Origin of the sequence: Couchioplanes azureus, from assembly GCF_014648355.1 — a bacterium.
GTDB classification, from domain to species: Bacteria; Actinomycetota; Actinomycetes; order Mycobacteriales; family Micromonosporaceae; genus Actinoplanes; species Actinoplanes azureus.
Window position 1 is genome coordinate 247469 of record NZ_BMQY01000007.1, and the last position, 16221, is coordinate 263689.

The window sequence follows — 16221 nt, forward strand, 5'->3', positions numbered from 1 at the left end:
AATGGAGAAGGAATTTGAGCAGGAACTCCCCCGCAAGGGCGGCGGTCCTCGGCGTCAGCCTGCTGACGACCGTCGCCGCCCAGCTGGCGTTCGCCTCCTCGGCGCCGGCCGACGTGCCCGACGCGCCCGCGTACACCCTGGCGCCGGCGGTCGGCGACCCGGCGCTGACCCCGCAGGACTGCGCGGGCGACCCGGGCTGCGCGGCGGCGGGCGCACCGCGCGGCGGTGGCCTGGACGACTGGGCGGCGCTCAACGGCGCGATCGGCGCGGCGGCCGCCCGCAGCTCGTCCGCCGCTCCGGCGACCGTGTTCCTGCCGGCCGGCGTCTACACCGTGACGAAGCCGCTCAGCCTGCCGCCGAACGTCAACCTGCGCGGTAGCGGCATGACCGCCACCACGCTGGTCATCGCGCCGGGCAGCCACGCGAACTTCAACTACTCCTTCCTCGTGCGTCCCGACAGCACCGCCGACCCGGTCGAGGGCAGCACCAACCTGGTCTCGGACCTCGCCGTCAACGGCAACTGCAAGGCCGGCGCCGGGCTGACCGACGAGGCCGTCCTGCCGGCGCAGGCGTGCGACCACGGTGCCGGCAACAACGCCGGCGGCGGGATCTCGGCGGGCGACCGGTGGACCGTCCGGCACGTGCGGTTCACCAACCTCGAGTACTTCAAGCTGTGGATCCGCGCCACGACCGGCGTGCGGGCCGTCGACAACCGCTTCGACAACCGGGGCGGCGCCGCCTCCGGCGACGAGGACAACATCGGCGGCGGCGGCAATGCCACCGACACGGTGGTCTCGGACAACCAGTTCGACGCCACCCAGCTCGGCAACGTCGTCGACGTGGTCAACGCGCGGGGCCTGGTGGTACGCCGCAACACGGTGTTCACCGACCCGGCGATGCTGACCCGCTTCAAGCGGCCGACCAACGGCTCGCTCTACCTCGAGGCGGTCACCGACTCCGAGGTGAGCGACAACCTGTTCTTCGGCGGGAACCTCGTCCTGAAGTCGAACGCCGGCTACACGCCGACGGGCACCAACAAGGACGTCACCAACCCGGCGCGCAACATCGTGCGGGGCAACCGGTTCGTGGGTACCTACGACGCCGGCATCACCGTGGCCTACAGCGACTACAAGGACTCGGACGGCACGTACGGCCGCGTCGACGCGCCCGTGGACGCGGGGGACACCGTCAACCACACCATGTGGTCGGGCGGCGGCAACGTGATCACGGACAACGTGATCGAGAACTCGGCCGAGGGCGGCATCGTGGTGCTCGGCTGCCTCCAGGCCGCCAAGAGCGTGCCGGACACGATCGCCGGGAACCACCTGCTGAACCCGGGCGGGCGGGACTCCAGCTTCAGCACCGGCTGCGCCACGTTCGACGCGGTCGGCATCGGCGTGGCCATCGGGCGCGGCGACCGCATCTACGGCAACGTCGTCTCCGGCCCGGCGACCACCTGGTACGGCATCCAGATCGGCTCGCGCACCGCGCCCACCACGGCAACCGACACCGTGCTCACCGACCTCAGCGGCAGCTACCCGGCCAACTCCTTCGGCCCGCTCGTGGTCGCCGGCTACCGGTACGGCAAGAGCACCCCGGAGTCGCCGGTGGCGCAGCCCGCCGTCGGCACCCCGGGCGGGACCACGCTGACCTGGAAGGAGGTCTACGCGCTGCCGAACGTCTTCGTCGGCGGCTACCGCGTCTACCGCGGCGGCGCGCTCGTGGCCGACCTGCCCGTGGGCGGCGAGATCCCCGGCAACCTGATGCCGGCCGACGCGGCCACGCTGGAGAACGGCCTGGGCGGCTGGACCGCCGCCAGCCGTACCTCGGTCAGCCGGGTGACCGGCGCGGCCGCCCCGGGCGTGGGGGCCGCCTCGCTGGCGCTCACCACCACCGGCGCCGGCCTGATCGGCGCGACCGGCCCGCTGGTCCCGGTCACCGCCGGTCAGACGTACACCGCGGTCGCCTCGTACCAGGCCCAGACGACGGGCCGCAAGGCGCGTACCGGCGTGCAGTGGCTGGACGCCTCCGGGGTGGCCATCGGCACGAAGGCGTACAGCAACAACCAGTACACCGTCGACGGCACGGACCGCTGGATCACCAGCTCGTACACCGCCCAGGCGCCGGCCGGTGCGGCCTACGCCCGGGTGCTGTCGGCCGTCGACAACGCCGTGGTGGGCGAGGTCCACCTGATGGACCGCATCGGGCTGGTGGCCGGCACCGCCACCGAGGCCTGGACCGACACCGAGGGCACCGGCCCGTACGACGTCGTCGCCTACCAGGTCGGCGGCGCGGCGGGCAGCGAGCTGTCGATTCCCACGAGGATCACAGCCCCGTAGCGCCCCGGCGGCGCCGCCCGACTCAGGGCGGCGCCGCCCCGGCCGATCAACCTGGGGAAGCGCGCGACCGCCGGTCGCCGCGGCCGGGTCGGAAGGGGTCGGGGTGACGGGAGGGGCGGTGGGACGCGTGTTCAGCCGTGCCGGCTGGCTCGCCGCCCGGCCGTACCTGATCGTCTTCGCCATCTCGTCGCTGATCGTCAGCCGCTGGTTCCGCACCGGCACGTTCATCGCCGGCGGGGACATGGGCGCCTTCATCCGGCAGGGCTGGGCGCCCGAGGCGTTGTGGGCCTGGAACCACCAGACCACGGGTGCCGGGTCCGCCGGGTACACCATGGCCCGCGGCTTCGAGTTCGTGGTGATCTGGGTCTGCAAGGCGGTCGGGCTCACCGAGTACTCCGCCCAATGGCTCTTCTACACGATCATCTACGGTCTGGTCGGGTTCGGCATCGCCTACCTGGCGGGCGCCTTCGTCCGCAGCGAGGCCGGCATCGTGGCGGCCGGCGCGTTCGGGGTGCTCAACGGCTTCTTCCTGACCCGGCTGCCGAACCCCCTCAACATCATCTCCGTCGGCTCGGTGGCGCTGATCACCGGCATCGCGATGCGGGTGGCGATGGGCCGGCGGGTGCCCGCCCCGATCGCCGGCTTCGCGCTCATGCCGACGTCGTTCCTGTCGTTCAACCCGCCCATGCTGGTCGTCGCCTACGCCTGGGCGGTCGGCGGCACGCCGCTGCTGGCCCTGCTCGTGCTCGGCCGCCAGCCCGCCGTACGCCTGCTGAAGTGGTTCGTGGCCGCCACGCCCTGGGCCATCGTGCTCAACGTGTACTGGCTGATCCCGCTCGCCATGAGCTACGTCGGCGGCGGTGGCGCGGCCGCGAACGCCACCTTCCAGGACCCCACCAACTGGTCGTGGTCGCAGGTCAACAACACGCCCCCGAACATCCTCACCATGGTGGCCAACTGGGCGTGGTTCCGGCCGCAGTACCTGCCGTACGCCGCGGACCTGGACCGGCCCGCGTGGATCTGGATCCGTTACATGCTACCGGTGGTGGTGTTCGCCGCCCCGCTGCTCGCGCCGCGGCGGCTGCGCCGGCTGGCCTTCGGGCTGCTGCTGCTGATCCTCGTCTTCGTCTTCCTGGCCAAGGGCCTGCGCCCGCCGCTGAACCAGTTCAACATGTTCCTGTACCTGCACGCGCCCGGCTTCTGGCTGTTCCGCGAGCCGATGAGCAAGCTGGGGCAGCTGCTGGTCTCCTTCTTCGGCATCATGATGGCGATCGCCGTGGAAGGCATGCTCGCCCGGCTGCGCGCCTCCCGGCGGTTCCGGCCGGGGTGGCCCCGGCGGCTGGTCACCACGGCCGCGGCGACGCCGGTCCTGCTGGTGCTGGCGTATCCGTACCCCATCTACACCGGCGAGGTGATGCCGGACGAGCGGCCCACCCAGCCCTCCGCCCACGTGCGGGTGCTGCAGGACTGGTGGGACGTCGCCGACAAGATCAATGCCGACACCCGTCCCGGCAAGGTCCTGGTGCTGCCGCTCGACGACTACTACCAGATGCCCACGACCTGGGGCTTCTTCGGCGCGGACAGTATCGCCAACCTGCTGGTCAAGCATCCGATCGTGTCCCCCAAGCCGGGCGGGTACTTCGGCGAGACCCCCGGGTTCAACGCCAGCGTGCACGGCATCGAGAACGCGCTGCTGGCCGGCGACCTGGCCCCGGTGCCGAAGCTGCTGGAGGCCATCGGGGCCAGCCGGGTGATCATCCGGCACGACCTGGTGCGCGGGCTGCCGAACCGGTACTTCGCCGACGACCGGGTGCTGTCGGCGGCCATGGCGAAGGTGCCGGGCGCGGAGCTGGTCTCCGACGGGACGCTGCAGTTGTGGCAGTTCAAGGGCGGCACCAGCCCGACCGTGCGCACCTTCGACCGGGTGCTGGACGCGCCCGCCCGGGCCGACGCGGGCGCCGCGGTGCTGGGCACGGTGGACGGCCGGACCGGCATCGCGGCCCGCGTCGACACCACGCCGGTGAGCTTCAACCCGCAGGTGGACGACACGGCGGTGGTGACGCCCGACGTGGTGCACTGGCCGGTGCCGGCGGTCGACTCCGGCTCGCCCACCACGACCGTCGACGTCACCGCGGGCACCTACACGCTCGCCCAGCGCGCGCGGGCCGCCGCGGTGCTCGTGCCCCGCATCGACGCGGCCCGCAACCGGCTCCTGCTGGAGGACCCGGCCGTGGTCAAGATCGACGGCAGGGCGGTGTCGCGGCGTCCCACGCTGTCGATCCCGCTGCCGCGCGGGCGCAAGGTCGTCGCGCTGAAGGTGGGCAACCGTACGGTGTCGCTCGACGGCGGCGCCGCCTCCACCGTGCCGGTCGGCTCGGCCACCACGCTGACGCTGCTGGCCGCCGCGCCGAAGCCCGCGGACACGTCGCCGTACTCGCCGGTGTTCGACTGCAACAACTACGAGCCCCGCCCGTGGAGCGAGCTCCAGCTCTCCGCGACCGTCACCGGCGACACCGTGCGGCTGGGCGCCGCCGACCACGCCGCGTGCACCAAGGTGGTGGCCCGCAACGCCGTCGCGGGCCAGCTCTACCGGGTCCGGCTGCAGTACCGGCACGTCACCGGCGCGCGGCCGCAGATCTGCCTGTGGCAGGCCGGCGTCTCCGGCTGCGAGCTCGCCGCCCGGCCGGTGCTGAACGACGACTGGACCGCCTACGAGCGTGTCGTGACCATGGACACCCTCTCCGACGAGCTGCAGGTCATCCTGCGCGCGGACGTGGGCGAGCGGCTCAAGCCCAAGACCGTCGCCGAGTACCGGGGGCTGCGGATCGACGCGCTGGAGGCGGTGGCGACGCACACCGTCTTCCCGCCCGCGATCCCCGAGGTGTCGGTCGAGCTCACCGCCGGCAAGCACCAGCTGCGGGTCGACGGCGGCCCGTCGGGCTCGATCCTCTCGCCGTTCGAGCCGCTGGACGACTGCTTCCGCTACGACGACGAGACCGTGGAGGAGGCCGGGCTGGAGGCCGACACGCAGGTCGGCGCGGACGGCGAGACCACGTACACGCTCAAGGCCGTGCGGCACCTGGCCTGCATCGGCGCGCTCGCCGACGACATGGGCGCGGCCTCGCTGTACGAGTACTCCATGCAGGCGCGCAGCGTGGCGCTGCGCAACCCGAAGTTCTGCCTGTACCTGCGCGGCCCGGACCTGTGCCGCACGATGCCCGGCGTGGCGATCTGGAACGGCTGGACCTCGTACGAGACGCTGGTCCCGCCGGACCCGAACGCCGTCGAGGCCCGCATCTACCTGTACGGCCTGCGCGACCCGAAGGGCAAGGAACAGTCGCAGGTGGAGTACCGGGGCGTGCGGATGCGCCCGGTCAACCCGTCCGAGATCGTGATGGTGCGCCAGGAGAAGCCGGCCGTGACGTCGTCCGTGGACTACGAGAAGGACAACCCCACGCAGTTCACCGGCACGGTCACCACGACCGGGCCGACCGCGGTCGCGCTCGCCGAGAACGCCGCGCCCGGATGGGTGCTCACCGGCGCCCCGGGCGCCCGCAAGGTGACCCTGCAGGGCTGGATGAACGGCTGGCTGCTGCCCGACAGCGGCGCCGTGACGGTGCGCTACACGCCGGCGCGCATCGCCCGGATCGCGCTCTACCTGCTGCCCACCGGGGTCGCCGCCGCGCTGCTCTTCATGTACGCGGTCCGGCTCCCCGAGGGCCGGCCCGGGGTGTGGACGATGCGGCACCGCCGGCGGTGGCGCATCGAGCTGCTCTGGGCGCGCCGGCCGCGCCTGCGCCGGCTGCTGCGCGGGCGGCGCACATGAGCGGCCGCCTCGCCCGTACGGCGGCCGCGGTCCTCGGCACCACCCGGCGCCGCCGCAGCCTGTCCGCCACGGTCGCCCTGCTCGTGGTGCTGGCGCTGGTCGTCGTCTGGCTGCTGGGCCGCTGCTCGACCGCGCCGGACACGGTCCGCCTGGCCGCCGTGGGCGACATGGCCTGCGACCCGGACGACCCGGACTTCGCCACCGGCGCCGGCGACCGCTGCAAGCACAAGGAGGCGTCCGACCTGGCGGTCGCGCTGAACCCCGCGCTGTTCCTCGGGCTCGGGGACTACCAGTACGAGCTGCCGGCCGCCGAGGCGTTCCGTACCGTGTACGGGCCGACGTACGGGCGGCTGCTCAGCCGTACCGTGCCGGTGATCGGCAACCAGGAGTACAAGGTGCAGGACGCGAACACCTTCACCGCCTACTTCGGCGACCGCTTCAAGGACGCGAAGGGCTACTGGTCGCAGGACGTGGGCCGCTGGCACCTCGTGGTGCTCAACTCCAACTGCTCCGCGGTGGCCGGCGGCTGCGGCAAGGGCTCGCCGCAGCAGGCGTGGCTGGAGAGCGACCTGGCCGCCAACGACCGCACCTGCGTCATCGCCGCCTGGCACCACCCGCGCTGGTCGACCGGCATCGCCGGCCCCGACCCCCGCACGGCCGAGCTGTTCAAGACGCTCTACGACCACCAGGTGGAGCTGGTGCTTTCCGCCCACGAGGCCGACTACGAGCGGTTCGGGCCGATGAACCCCGACGGGAAGTCGGACCCGCTGGGCGTGCGCCAGTACGTCGTCGGCACCGGCGGGCAGGCCCACTACCGGCCGGCGTCGGCCGACGGGGCGAGCGACGAGAAGGGCGAGCCGAAGGTCCGCGCCGGCATCCCGGGCAGCGAGTTCGCCGACTTCGACCACCACGGGGTGCTGGAACTGGAGCTGAGGCCGGACTCGTGGCGCTGGGCGTTCCACCGGGTGGGTGCGCCGGTCACCGACCGGGGCGAGGCGTCCTGCCACTGACCACGGAGGCGTACGCCTCGGCGGTGGTCTCCGCGACCCGCTCCCAGCCCATCCGCTGCGTCGCCGACTCGAGTCCGGCCGTCGCGTACCGCCGCCAGGTCTGTTCGTCGCGCAGCAGGGTGACCAGCGCGTCCGCCAGGGCCGGGGCGTCGCCCGGTGGCACCGACAGGCCGTTCACGCCGTGGTCGAGGACCGCGCGGACGCAGGCGACGTCCGTGCCGACGACGGGCAGGCCGACCGCCATCGCCTCGACCAGGGCCATCGCCGGCGGCGAGGTGGTGTAGTCGAACTTGAACGGCCAGGTGCCGACCTGCGCGGCGGACAGCTCGGCCAGCAGGTCCGGCACCGGCTCGGTGACCACCTCGATGGCGTCGCCGGCGGCGCCGGCCCGGGCCAGGATCCGCGGCAGTTCCGGCCGCGGGATCAGCAGCAGCCGCAACCGTGCGCCGGGTACCGCCGCGCGGACCCGGCCGAACGCGGCCAGCAGGGTGTCCAGGCCGCGGACCGTCTCGGCGCGGCCGGCGAAGACGATGGTGGGCCGCTCGGCGTCGAACCGGGCCCGGCGGGGATCGGCCGGCGCCCCCGAGGTGAACCGCACGACGCGCAGGCCGCGGCGGCGGCCGAGCCGGTCGGCGACGCGGGGGTCGGGCGTGAGCACCGTGGTCATCCCGGACCGGCGCAGCGCGGCGGCGGCGAGCGGGACCGGCAGGACCGTGCTCACCAGGACCCGGGCCCGCAGCACGTTGGAGGCGCGCATCTCGGCCACGCTGGCCCGCCGCCAGGCGCCCGGGCTGGGCAGGGTCGGCCAGGCGTACGCGGTGAGCAGCTTGCGGTACGGGCGCAGCACCGGCAACAACCCCAGGAACGGGCCGAGCGCGCCGGCGTGCAGGTGCACCAGGTCCGGCCGGATCTTGTCGAGCGCCTCCCGCAGCGTGTCGGAGCGGCCGAGCGGGAACGTCTCCAGCGCGCCGCCGAGCTCGTGCACCCCGGCGAACGCGTCCTGGCCGTCGATGGCGTGGGTGGTGACGAGGTGGTGCTCGCCGGCGACCCGGTGCGCCATCTCGGTGACCGTACGGCCCATCGCCTCCTTGGCGGAGAACTCGGAGATCACGTGCGCGACCCTGGTCATGCGGCACCTCCACGAACGCCACGGCCGGGGGTGCGGGTCGCCATCCGTCGGCGCAGATGGCCCAGCGCGCCGAAGCCGAACTCGCCGATCTTCATGGTCCACAGGCCGCCGTAGAGCAGCGGGTGTGAGAACGCGTAGGGGAAGTTGCGCAGATAGAGGCCGAAGCGGTGGAAGATGTTGGTCTGCCAGCGGAACGCCTCGGGGTGCTCGGTGGCGAAGAGGTCGGCGGTGCCGGAGTAGCCCATCTTCTTGCGCATGGTCCGGTACAGCCGCAGGTCGCCCTCGTTGTGGTAGAGGAAGCTGCGGGTCCGCCCGATCTTGTAGCCGGCCTTGCGGACCCGCAGGTCGAAGTCCTTGTCCTCGGAGAAGACCATCCGCTCGTCGTGGCCGCCGAGCTTGTCGTAGATGTCGCGCCGTACGCAGCGCAGCGACTCGATCTGGTCCACGCCCTCGTAGATCTTCTTCTCCAGCCACTTGCACCGGGCCCAGAACGTGGTGCCGAACGACTCCTCGGGGATGACCAGGGCGTCGTAGTCGCCGGCGAGCAGGTCGGCGCACTCGCCGATGAGGGCCGGGGTGACCTTCATGTCGGAGTCGAGGTGCAGCAGGATCGACCCGCGCGCCTCGGCCGCGCCGCGCTTGCGGCCCTGCGCCATCGAGCGGTTCTCCCGCAGGTACGTCACGTCCAGGCCGTCGGCGCGGAACCGATCGACCAGCGCCTCGGTGCCGTCGGTGGAGCGCAGGTCGTCGTTGATGATCACCTCGAAGTCCCGGTAGCGCGAGGCCTGGCAGGCGCCCAGGAAGTCCCGCAGCAACGGCTCGCTGTTGTAGGCGGGAACGATCACCGACACCACGGGGTGGCTAGTCATTTCCTCATATTATGAGCGGCTTTGGTGGCCTCGCCCGGAAACGCACCGAGCCGGACCCGTGGAGGGTCCGGCTCGGTGGATTCGGTTCTCAGGTGACCGGGCTGTCAGCCCAGCAGGCGGGCCCAGTAGACGAGCTCGTCGATCTGCGCGGCGGTCAGGCCGGGCTTCTTGTCCTTCGACTCCTTCTGGACCTTGCTGATGTACAGGTCGTACTGGCCGTGCTGGAGCTTGTTGACCAGGTCCTGGCCGAGGCCCACGGTGGCGTTGTTGGCCGCGAGGTAACGCTGCGTCATCGCGATCAGGCCCGGCACGGTCGCCGTGACCGTGTAGGTGGCGGACGCGGGAGCCGCGACGTTGCCCGCCACGTCGGTGCCGTTGGCGCAGACGGCCGTGTACTGGGCCTTGCTGTCCCGGGTGACGCTCAGGCCGGCCTGCTTCGCCACGCCGGAGACGGCGTCGCTGGTGTCGCAGCCCAGGATCGGCATGGCACCCAGCGTGTAGGTGCTGCGGCTGAGGCCCTTGACCTGCACGGCGGGGGCGGTGGTGTCGATGTTCAGGCCGGAGACCGCGGCGGCCGTCATGTTGCCGGCCTTGTCGGTCACGGTGCCGGAGGCGCCCAGGTTCGCACCGTCGGTGCCGACGAGCACGGGGGCGGGGCAGACCTCGACGCCCGAGGCGGCGTCGGCGCAGGTGAAGTTCACCAGGGGAGCGGTCCGGTACCAGCCGGCGGCGTTCTTGGCGCCCTCCACCGTGGCGGAGTAGGTCGGCGCCGTGCGGTCCATGCTGACCTTCACGCTGGTGGTGGTGACGTTGCCGGCGTTGTCGGTCGCGGTGCCGGTGACGACCTGGTCGGCACCGTCCGCGGTCAGGGTGACCGGCGAGGAGCAGGCGCCCACGCCGGACTGGGCGTCGACGCAGGTGAAGATGACCGAGACCGGGCCGTTGTGCCAGCCGTTGCGGTCCGCCATCCGGGTGAGCGCCGCGCTGATGGTCGGCGGGGTCTTCTCGGGAGCGGGCGGGGCCGGCGGGGTCACCACGGGGGGCGTGACGACGGGGGCGGTCGGGTCGGTCACCGTGAGCAGCGTGGAGCCGCTGCCGTTCACGTTGTACGGCCGCACGTCGACGACCCAGTTCTTGCCCAGGGCGAGGTTGATGGTGCCCGAGTTCACCCCGGCCTTGACCTTCAGCGAGCCCTGGTTGGGCTTGTCGACGCCCCAGTTGACCAGGACGTAGTCCGGCTTGGGGGCGCTCGTCGGCGCGTCCCACGTCACGTCCACCAGCGTGGAGTTCGCGCGGCGGGTGGCGACGACGCCGGTCAGGTCGGCCGGCTTGAACTTGTCGATCAGCGACTTGCCCGTCACGGCCGAGCAGCTGCCGTACTGGTTCTGCGGGGAGACCGTCACCAGGTAGGTGCGGGTCGGGTCCAGGTTCGGGAACTCGTGGCTGGTCGCGGTGACGACCTGGTCGGACAGGACGACGTTGTCGGAGTAGCGGACGAGCTGCATCCGGTAGCCGGTCAGCGGGGCCTCGCCGGTCCACTCGGGAACGTTCCAGCTGATGGTGCCGGTGCTGCCGGTGGCGCCGGTACGGCCGGGCACCGCGCCCATGATGCCGCTGGGGGCCAGCGTCTTGGCGGTGACGAAGTCGGTGTACTGACCGGCCCCGTTCGCGTCCTCGGAGGCCACCCGCACCTTGTACGACACGCAGGGGTTGCCGGTGGTGTTGATCGTGTAGGTGGTGGTGTCACCCGGCACGAACGTGACCGTCTCGGTGGTGCCCTGGATGAAGTCGATGCGGTAGAAGCTCGCTCCGGCGACCGGCTGCCACGACACCACGATCTTGGTGGCGTCCCCGGCGGCACGCGCCACGGTCAGTCCCTGCGGCGCGGGCAATGCGGTGGTGGTGTCCGACGCGATCGCCGGGGTCCCCGTCAAGGCCAGCGACGCGGCCACGGCAGCGGCGCCGGTCCCAGCCAGCAGTCGTACGCCCATGTTTCCTCGTCTCCTCATCGGCTGCCCCTTCGGCGCCGCTGATGTGTGGATCGGCCGCGTACCTCAAGCTGGCCGCAAGGCGGCGTCAAACAAACCTGAAGTTCTCCGGCGCCGCTCAGGCGGCAGGGGGCAGCTCGGTCACGGCGGGCCGCAGCGGCGTGACGGCCGGCGCGGCACCGGGCACCCGGGCGTGCGCGTACACCGCCTCGAGCAGCGTGGCGGCGACGTCGTCCCAGGAGTGGGCGCCGCCGTACGGCAGCGGCGCGGCCGCGGCCGTGGTCAGGCCCGGCATCAGCTCGACCAGTCGGCGGGCCAGCGCCTCGGGCTGCGGCGGCGTCACGACCCCGCCCGCCGCCCGGGTCGAGTCCCGTAGGCCCGGCACGTCGTAGGCGATGGTCGAGGTCCCCAGGGCGGCGGCCTCGGTGACCACCAGGCCCCAGCCCTCGCGCACGCTGGTCGCCAGGTGCACGTGGGCGCGAGCCATCCGCTCGTGCTTGACCTCCTCGCTGACCCGGCCGAGGAACTCCACCCCCTCGGGTGCCGCGGCGCGCAGCCGGTCCAGCAGGGGACCGCCACCGATCATCCACAGCCGCAGGTCGGGGATCTCCCGCCGGGCCAGGCCGACCGCGCGGATGACCTCCCAGGGCCGCTTGTAGCTGACCATCCGGCCGCAGAACACCGCCGTGGGCGTGGCCTCCTTGCCGACCTGGGGCAGGATGGCGGGCGGCTCGTAGCCCTCGGGCACGACGGTGACGTCGCGGGCGCCGAAGCGGACCAGCGCGTCGCTGGTCGACTCCGAGACGGCGAGGATGGGTGAGCCGGACAGCCGGCGCAGCCATCCGGGCTCCAGCAGGTGCCGGCCCAGGTGGGCGACCAGCGGCGGGGCGTTGTGGTGCCAGATCTCCTCGCAGGTCTGGTGCACCAGGGCGATCGTGCGGGCGCCGTCGTCGACCCACTCGTGGGCGAGGAAGGGCACCGTGTTGGTCTCGTCGATCACCACGTCGAAGCGGCCCCGGCCGTAGCGGTTCCACCAGCGGCGGGCCTCGCGGTACACGGTGAACCGGTTGCCGGCGCGCACGACGCGGTAGCCGTCCACGATCTCCGCGGCGGGCCGCCCGGCGACGGCCGCGGCGAACAGCGTCACCTCGTGGCCGGCCGCCACCCACCGGCGCAGCACCTGCTCGGTGTAGACCTCCGCGCCGCCGGCGGCCGGGTGGGTCAGATCACGCCAGTTCAGCACCAGGATGCGCACGTCGGTCCTCCGCAGATCAGGCCGCGTTCGCGGCGGTAGGGGAAATTTCGGCATCGGCCGGTGGCACTTGAACGTTCGCCCGCGGGGCGCGCGCCCAGCGCCGGCCCTCGAGCAGGACCATCGCCAGCAGCGTCGGCGCCAGGGCGGCGGCCGAGCACGCCGCGATCTGCGCGCCCGAGCCGTGCCAGGTCTCGATGAGCGCGATCTCCAGCACCGCGCCGGCCCACGGGACGGCGATGAGGCGGGAGCGGCGGGCCAGCGCCGCGTTGGTCAGCACGGTGACGAACGAGGTCAGCGCGGCGACCCCGGCCAGGGTCTGGACCAGCCCGGTGGCGTCGGCGAACCCGTCGCCGTAGAGGACCGCGAGCACCAGCGACGGCAGGGCGACGACCCCGGCCGCGCCCAGCACGGCGGGGCCGGTCACCGCGGCGCCGCCGGTGAGCAGGGCGCGGGTGCGCCCGGGCGTCGGCCACGCGGCGAGCAGCCGGGGGAAGACCGCGGCCATGATGCCCGCGGGCAGCGCCAGTACGGTCTTGGCCACGGTGGCGGCGGCGACGTACGAGCCGGACGCGGCATCGCCCAGGTGGTGGCGCGCGAGCAGCAGGTCGGCGGTGGAGAACAGGAACAGGCCGGTCACCGCGATCCCGGCGTGCGCGACGGCGCCCAGCCGCAGGCGGGTCGCGCCGCTGCGCCCGGCCGGTCCGCGCAGCCGCGGTACGGCGACCACCAGGGCCGCCAGCTCGGCGACGACGGTGCCGGCCAGGGCGCCGGAGACGCCGAACGGCACCACCAGGGCGAGCCCGAGCGCGAGCCGGACCACGGTGGAGAAGAGGTAGGTGGCGGCGACCGTGCCCACCTGCCGGTCACCGAGCAGCAGGCCGCGCGCGGCGGCCACCACGGCCGCGGCGATCAGGTACGGCGCGAGCTGCACCGTCTCGGCGAGCGACGCCAGGTGGAAGTAGTCGCGGAGCACCGGCGCGCAGAGCAGCACGACCAGCGCGGGCGGCAGCGACCACAGCGCCACCGCGCGCAGCGTACGGCGGGCCGTGTCGCGGGTGAGGCCGTGCTCGGCCACCAGCGCGGAGGCGGCGGTCTGCAGCGCGCCCAGCGGGACGCCGAGCATCACCATGGCGCTCAGCACGGCGCCCAGGGCCCCGTAGGCGCCCGGGTCCAGCAGCCGTCCGACCACCGAGTGGAAGGCGAGGTTGCCGGCGCTCTGCACGGCCACGGCCACGGCGATGGGCGCGGCGCCCCGGGCGGCGAGGCTCGCGATGCGGCGGGCTAGAGAGGTCACAAGGTCTCTATCGGCCGCCCGAACCCCGACCTGTCTGATTCTTTCGCCGGCCTGCGTCACGCAAGTCGACACGCCTGGCGCGCCGATCGGGTCATAATCGGGGTGAAATGACCAATTCCTGGCAAACAGGCGCGGACCAGCGGCCGGCGCGGGACGTCGCGGCGGGCGCCGCCGCGCCGCGCTCCGGACCGCCGCGCCGCCGTGACCTCCTCGAGGCGGTCGTCGCCGCCCTCGACGCGACCGGGCAGCGCTGGGCCTGGCAGGGCGACGCCGGGGCACCCGAGCGCTGGGTGGCCGACACCGGCGCCAAGGACCTCGACATCTGGTACGCCGCGCCGCCCGCCCCCGGCGACCCGATCGACGTGCTCGCCCGCACGTACGCCGCCGCCCGGGTGGCCGAGGCGCACGATCCCCGGCGGCTGCGCCATGTGAGCCTCTCCGTCGAGACGACCACCGGCCCGGCCGTCGTCGACATCACCCACGGTGACCTCTGCGTCGGTCCGGTCCTGCTGGTGCCCGCCGGACAGGCGACCATCGACCCCGCCACCCACCGGCTCACCGGCGCGGCCGCCACGGCCGACCTGCTGGTACGCCCGGTGCTGCGCGGCCGCCTCCCCGGCCCGGAACGCCTCGCCGAGGCCCGGGCCGCCTGGGACGCCGCCGAGCCGCGGCACCGGCAGGAGTTCGTCTGGCGGCTCGGCAAGCAGCTCGGCGGCAGGGTCGCCGCGGACCTCGTCGCCGTCGCCGGCGGTGCGGAGCCCGATCCGCGGCTGCCGCTGCGGGCGCGGCTGCGCCTGGTCGCCCGCAGCCTCGCCCCGGCCGTCGTCGGCTCGACCTGGGCCCAACGCCGCAGCGTGCTGCCCGCGGCCGGCGCCGCCGGCCCGCTGGGACTGCGGGTGCGCGGCGTGGTGGTCGCCCTGGTCGGCACGGACGGCTCGGGCAAGTCGACGGTCGCCGACGGGCTGCACGAGCGGCTGCACCGCTACGGGCTGCCCACCAGCGCGGCGTACTTCGGCATGGCCCGCGGCAACCTGCCCGGTGTCGCCCTCGCCCGGCGGCTGCTCGGCGTCGGCTCGACCGCCCCGGCGCCCTCATCGTCGTCGTCGTCGGCACCGTCGACCGGCTCGCCCGCGTCCCCGGGCGAGGGCGCGCCCGCCGACCACCGCGCCCTGCGCCGCGCCGCCGCCTGGTTCTACGCCGGGGAATACCTCTGGCGCTACCTGCGCACGGTCGCGCCGGCGGTGGCCCGCCGCCGCGTCGTCATCGCCGACCGCTGGGTGTACGACCTGCGCGAGTCGCCGTGGCCGGGCTCCCGCGCCGCGCGCGTGGCCGAGCTCGTGGTGCCCGCGCCCGACGTCCTGGTGCTGCCCGACGCCCCGGACGAGCTCATCCACCGCCGCAAGCCGGAGCGCTCCCGCGCCGAACAGGCCGCGCAGCAGCAGCGGTTCCGGGAGCTGCTCACCGAGCGCCCCGCCCGGTGCGCCGAGATCGTCGTGGACACCTCCGGCGACACCGCGGATCCCCTGGCGCCGCTGGTGGCGGCGGTGGTGCAGGCCGCACACGGTCCACGGCGCCGCCGGCGGTGACCCTCGTCGCCCGCCGCCGCGGCGGCCGGCACGCCCGCGCCGCACCGGCCCAGGCGCCGGCCTACGTGCCCCGGCACCGGCGGCTGCCGGGCATCGACCCGCGCGCGGCGCGGCTGGCCGCCGAGTCCGGGCTGCTCGGCCTGCTCGCCGGCATCGCCGTGGTCGCACCGTGGACCCGCGAGGGCTACCTGCTGCTGCTGGACTGGGTGTCGGGCCCGCACCAGGCCATCACGCCGGGGCTGTACGGCCTCGACCCGGCCGCCCTGGACGCGCTGCCGTACCGGCTGCTGACCGACTCGGTGCGCTCGGTCATCGGCCCCGGCGCGACCAGCTGGCTGGTCATCCTCTGCTACTTCCCGATCGTCGCCTCCGGAGTCTCCGCACTCGCCGCCGGCGGGCGCTGGCGGCGGCACACCGCCGCCCTCTTCGCCTGCTGCAACCCGTTCGTGGTGGAGCGCATCCAGGCCGGGCACGTGGCCTTCCTGCTCTCCGTCGGCCTGCTCAGCTGGCTGCTCGCCTCCGCCGTGCGGGCCCGCCGGCGCGGCACCTGGTTCGCCGCCCGGCCGGCGGGCTGGTACGCGCTGGCCATGGCGGTCGGTCCGCACGCCGCCTGGCTCGGCGGCGCCGGCCTGCTGGCGGTCGCGCTGCTGCCGCGCCCGACGCGCAAGGACCTGACCCGCACGGGCGTGGTGATCGCGTGCGCCGCGTGCATCTACGCGTACGCGGTCGCCGTGCTCCTCAGCGCGATCCTCACCGTCCACGTCGGCAGCCGGGACCTGGAGGTGTACGCCCCGCACGCGGGCCCCGGCGGGATGCTGGCCACGCTGGTCTCGCTGCGCGGCTTCTGGCGCGGAGCCGCCGACAGCAGCCCGCAGCTCGGCCTGGGCCTCGTCCCGGCCGCGGTGATGCTGGCGGCGGCGGCCGC

Annotated in this window: 9 protein-coding genes and 1 pseudogene; 5 read left to right on the top strand and 5 right to left on the bottom strand. The window is 73.8% G+C overall.

The features are described from left to right. Nucleotides 1-14 precede the first annotated feature (14 nt). The 3 genes from IEY99_RS24745 (at nt 15) to IEY99_RS24755 (ending at nt 7175) form a co-directional block, all read left to right on the top strand. Nucleotides 15-2339 carry a glycosyl hydrolase family 28-related protein gene (locus IEY99_RS24745; RefSeq protein WP_189206446.1) on the top strand — a complete coding sequence of 775 codons (2325 nt, stop codon included), beginning with the start codon at nt 15-17 and terminating at the stop codon, nt 2337-2339. A gap of 118 nt (nt 2340-2457) precedes the next feature. Further along, the gene (locus IEY99_RS24750; protein WP_189206447.1) at nt 2458-6165 is read left to right on the top strand and encodes a hypothetical protein; all 3708 of its coding nucleotides are present in this window, start codon (nt 2458-2460) and stop codon (nt 6163-6165) included. After that, nucleotides 6162-7175: a metallophosphoesterase family protein gene (locus IEY99_RS24755; RefSeq protein ID WP_189206448.1), complete on the top strand. Its 1014-nt coding sequence runs from the start codon at nt 6162-6164 to the stop codon at nt 7173-7175. The genes IEY99_RS24750 and IEY99_RS24755 overlap by 4 nt, the downstream gene beginning before the upstream one ends. Here the strand turns inward: IEY99_RS24755 and IEY99_RS24760 are convergent. From IEY99_RS24760 to IEY99_RS24780, 5 genes are all read right to left on the bottom strand, one after another. Beyond that, on the bottom strand, nt 7144-8304 hold the full coding sequence (locus IEY99_RS24760) for a glycosyltransferase family 4 protein (RefSeq protein WP_189206449.1): 1161 nt from the start codon (nt 8302-8304) through the stop codon (nt 7144-7146). The two genes, IEY99_RS24755 and IEY99_RS24760, sit on opposite strands and share 32 nt — an antisense overlap. Further along, nucleotides 8301-9173 carry a glycosyltransferase family 2 protein gene (locus IEY99_RS24765; protein WP_189206450.1) on the bottom strand — a complete coding sequence of 291 codons (873 nt, stop codon included), beginning with the start codon at nt 9171-9173 and terminating at the stop codon, nt 8301-8303. Before IEY99_RS24765 ends, IEY99_RS24760 begins: the two co-directional genes overlap by 4 nt. A gap of 104 nt (nt 9174-9277) precedes the next feature. After that, nucleotides 9278-11182 carry a fibronectin type III domain-containing protein gene (locus tag IEY99_RS24770; protein ID WP_194505974.1) on the bottom strand — a complete coding sequence of 635 codons (1905 nt, stop codon included), beginning with the start codon at nt 11180-11182 and terminating at the stop codon, nt 9278-9280. 97 nt (nt 11183-11279) lie between these two features. After that, complete coding sequence (locus IEY99_RS24775; protein WP_189206452.1) at nt 11280-12416, bottom strand: glycosyltransferase family 4 protein; 1137 nt, start codon at nt 12414-12416, stop codon at nt 11280-11282. A 16-nt stretch (nt 12417-12432) separates the two neighbouring features. Continuing rightward, the gene (locus IEY99_RS24780) at nt 12433-13710 is read right to left on the bottom strand and encodes a lipopolysaccharide biosynthesis protein (protein WP_189206453.1); all 1278 of its coding nucleotides are present in this window, start codon (nt 13708-13710) and stop codon (nt 12433-12435) included. Between the two features lie 107 nt (nt 13711-13817). On the opposite strand from IEY99_RS24780, the gene IEY99_RS24785 reads away from it, so the two are divergent. Together IEY99_RS24785 and IEY99_RS24790 are read left to right on the top strand one after the other, a co-directional pair. Next, nucleotides 13818-15296 (top strand): thymidylate kinase, encoded by a 1479-nt coding sequence (locus tag IEY99_RS24785; RefSeq protein WP_189206454.1) that lies wholly within the window; start codon nt 13818-13820, stop codon nt 15294-15296. Then, nucleotides 15293-16221, top strand: a pseudogene (locus IEY99_RS24790) (hypothetical protein); the annotation flags it as partial. The gene IEY99_RS24785 and the pseudogene IEY99_RS24790, both read left to right, overlap by 4 nt.

Excerpts from the sequence above, each read along its gene's own strand:
- IEY99_RS24755 (WP_189206448.1), top strand. The coding sequence starts at position 6,162 with ATGAGCGGCCGCCTCGCCCGTACGGCGGCCGCGGTCCTCGGCACCACC.
- IEY99_RS24760 (WP_189206449.1), bottom strand. The coding sequence starts at position 8,304 with ATGACCAGGGTCGCGCACGTGATCTCCGAGTTCTCCGCCAAGGAGGCG.
- IEY99_RS24765 (WP_189206450.1), bottom strand. The coding sequence starts at position 9,173 with ATGACTAGCCACCCCGTGGTGTCGGTGATCGTTCCCGCCTACAACAGC.
- IEY99_RS24770 (WP_194505974.1), bottom strand. The coding sequence starts at position 11,182 with ATGAGGAGACGAGGAAACATGGGCGTACGACTGCTGGCTGGGACCGGC.
- IEY99_RS24785 (WP_189206454.1), top strand. The coding sequence starts at position 13,818 with ATGACCAATTCCTGGCAAACAGGCGCGGACCAGCGGCCGGCGCGGGAC.